This is a genomic window from Flammeovirga sp. OC4 (assembly GCF_000812565.1).
In the GTDB taxonomy this organism is placed as follows: Bacteria; Bacteroidota; Bacteroidia; order Cytophagales; family Flammeovirgaceae; genus Flammeovirga.
Genome location: NZ_JTAM01000147.1, coordinates 1 through 3,110, shown reverse-complemented (window position 1 = coordinate 3,110; position 3,110 = coordinate 1). Strand labels below are relative to the sequence as shown.

Below are 3,110 nucleotides of genomic sequence, written 5' to 3'. Positions count from 1 at the left end.
TTCCAGGTTCGAGTCCTGGTCGGATCACTTGTGATTCGATAAGCCGATAACAGCAATGTTGTCGGCTTTTTTTATGCACTTTTTTTACCCAAAATCATTTTATTCAAGAAAATAACTCTAAATTAGCTGTTAAATCTATCAAGTGTCATTGTTACATTATAAAGCAGTGACTTCTCATTCTTTAATGAACTTTTAAGTTCAAAACTATTACAACCAAATAACCAATAAATTAAACAACACATTATTTAAACACTATGGAAGAAGTTTATATCGTTTCGGCGGTGAGAACCCCGATAGGAAGTTTTGGAGGAGCCTTATCTTCTTTTTCAGCTACAGAACTAGGATCTTTTGCCATTAAAGGAGCACTTGAAAAAGCAAAAGTAGCCCCCTCAGAAGTCAATGAGGTGTACATGGGTAATGTAATTGCCTCTAATCTAGGACAAGCACCTGCTAAACAAACTGCTTTGGGTGCTGGTATTGGACATGATATTCCTTGTACAACCATTAATAAGGTATGTTCTTCTGGAATGAAGACTATAATGTTAGGAGCACAATCAATTATGTTGGGCGATAATGATATCGTAGTGGCAGGTGGAATGGAGTCTATGTCGAATATTCCTTATTATATACCGAAAGGGCGTTATGGATATGGTTACGGTCATGGACAAATGTTGGATGGTTTGGTTCGTGATGGGCTGGCAGACGCTTACAATAATCAACCAATGGGGGTTTGTGCAGATGCTACCGCAGTACGTTGTGAAATAAGTAGAGAAGAACAAGATGAATTTGCAATCAACTCCTACAAGAGAACAGCCATGGCGACAGGAGACCATCTTTTTAAAGATGAAATTATACCTGTAAGCGTTCCACAGAGAAAAGGCGATCCTTTAATGGTCATGGAGGATGAAGAGTTTAAAAAAGTGAAATTTGAAAAAATACCTTCATTAAGGGCTGTTTTTACAAAAGAGGGGACTGTTACTGCTGCAAATGCTTCTACGATCAATGATGGTGCTGCTGCGGTAATTTTGGCGAGTAAAAAAGCGGTAGATCGATTAGGTTTACAACCTGTAGCAAAGATTGTATCCTTTGCTGATGCTTCAAAAGAACCAGAATGGTTTACCATCGCACCACCTGTTGCAGCAGAAAAAGCATTAAAAAAGGCTGGTTTGACAAAAGATGATATTGATTTTTATGAGGTCAATGAAGCGTTTTCTGTGGTAACGTTGGCTTTTGCGAAGGAATTGGGAATTCCATTGGATAAAGTAAATGTACATGGAGGGGCGGTTTCTATGGGGCATCCCCTAGGAGCTTCAGGAACCAGGATTGTAGTAACATTAAATGGCGTGTTACAACAACAAAAAGGAACAAGAGGACTTGCTGCTATCTGTAATGGAGGTGGAGGTGCTTCTGCACTTATCATCGAAAAATTGTAGTAGAATGATAAATTGTCAATTATAAATGAAGTCATTTGATCATTTATAATTGACAATTTTTTTATACATCTAAAATGCCTCTGTCATATTAAAATAGACTAAGTTTTGACCTGCTAAAGGATCTCTACCCAAATCCACTCTAAAGTTCATGCGTGGCTGAACTTCTACCCTTAATCCTGCACCAAAGTTAGGTAATACCCCTCCAGGAGTGACCAAGTCAGGTCCTACCATACCTACACCTCCCCAAACTGCGAAACCAAGTTTAGAAACCAATTTAGATTTAGAATTGAACATATTTCTATATTCTGCCATTGCAAAAGCAGAAGTCTTATCTCTGTATTGCCCGAGGTAATATCCTCTCAAATCGAAAGGAGAACCAATTAATGACATATCCGTGAAAGGAACGTCACCAATGGCAGACCTTACTTTTGCCGTCCAAGCTAACACTTTTCTTTCTCCCAGAAAGGGTAATAGTTTGTATTGCCTATACTCTGCTGTGATAAATCCCCACCTACTGTCACTTCCTAGCCATGTATCATAATACCGTGCATTTAAATCGAAAAAGATTCCTGCCCAAGCATTGGCGGGGATGTCTCTTGTGTCATAAGAAACTTCAAAGCCAATCCCTACATTCATAATCGTCATTCCAGTGTCTGTACCTCCTTGAGCGATATAAGTAGGGTCCATAGCCATGTCTTTCGCTATTTCAGATAAGTTTCTATAGGTAACATCAAATGAAGGTCCTATAAAGAAATCTGAAGTACCCGATCTAAAAAGAAAAGATCCGTTGACGGAGATGGAATTTTGGAAAAACTGAGTGGTAGAATCACTTCTTGGCGTATCTTGATTTAAACCGAATCCAACACCATAATAATTATCGTAATTATTTCTGTACTGCACTTGCCCAAAATACCTTAATTTGTCGTGGTTGAAAAAGAGCTGTGGTTTTGCAATTAAGTTAAAACCACCCGAACTTAACCATGCACCTGCTATAGGAACAACCGATCTTTTGAGGTCAGGGTCTGTAGTATCTGTTCTGAAAGTAAATAACATACTTACCCCAATAAGGAAACCGTAATCAGGAGTATATCCAGGGCCACCAAGTATACTAAATCTTAGATTCTTTCGCTCACGTTCCGCCTTTCGTTTTTGCTTTTTTGTTTGTACTTCAGCACTGTCTATTGGGTGCAATGTACTATCCGTTTGTATTAAGTTTTGTGCCGTTGTTTCAAAGTGAAAACAAAAGGTTATTGATAAAGTGATAAGTACTGTTATGAAATTAGATTTCATTAGATCTATTGTGTAATGTAAATATTAGACTACCGAATATTGCAGTCATCAAAAATTAAGGTTATTCTTTTTTAGAGTATTCAATAAGAAAACAGGGTTCTCAATTTCATATGGTTTTCAACCTACTCCTAAATTCTTATATAAACATAATGAAAACAACGACCAATACTAAAAAAATATAGTAATTAAGGATGTTATTCTATTTATATAGACACCATTTTCAGAAAATAGTACAGTGCTTAATGCAAGTTTAAAAATAATTTTTAGCGTTACGCTATGTTATTTGTAAGGATTAGCAAATAAAGTTCAATTACAGAAAATCATAATCAATAAAAAAAGGCACTCCCAAAGAGAGTGCCTTTTTAATTCCTTTAATAACCCAAAAAC

The 3,110-nt window shown here is 36.9% G+C and carries 2 protein-coding genes; one reads left to right on the top strand and one right to left on the bottom strand.

All coding sequences use genetic code 11. The features are described from left to right. Window positions 1-254 precede the first annotated feature (254 nt). Window positions 255-1,433 (top strand): acetyl-CoA C-acyltransferase, encoded by a 1,179-nt coding sequence (locus PL77_RS29565; protein ID WP_044213576.1) that lies wholly within the window; start codon window positions 255-257, stop codon window positions 1,431-1,433. A 69-nt stretch (window positions 1,434-1,502) separates the two neighbouring features. Here the strand turns inward: PL77_RS29565 and PL77_RS29560 are convergent, their stop codons facing one another. Continuing rightward, window positions 1,503-2,723: a BamA/TamA family outer membrane protein gene (locus PL77_RS29560; protein ID WP_063769061.1), complete on the bottom strand. Its 1,221-nt coding sequence runs from the start codon at window positions 2,721-2,723 to the stop codon at window positions 1,503-1,505. Window positions 2,724-3,110: the final 387 nt, after the last annotated feature.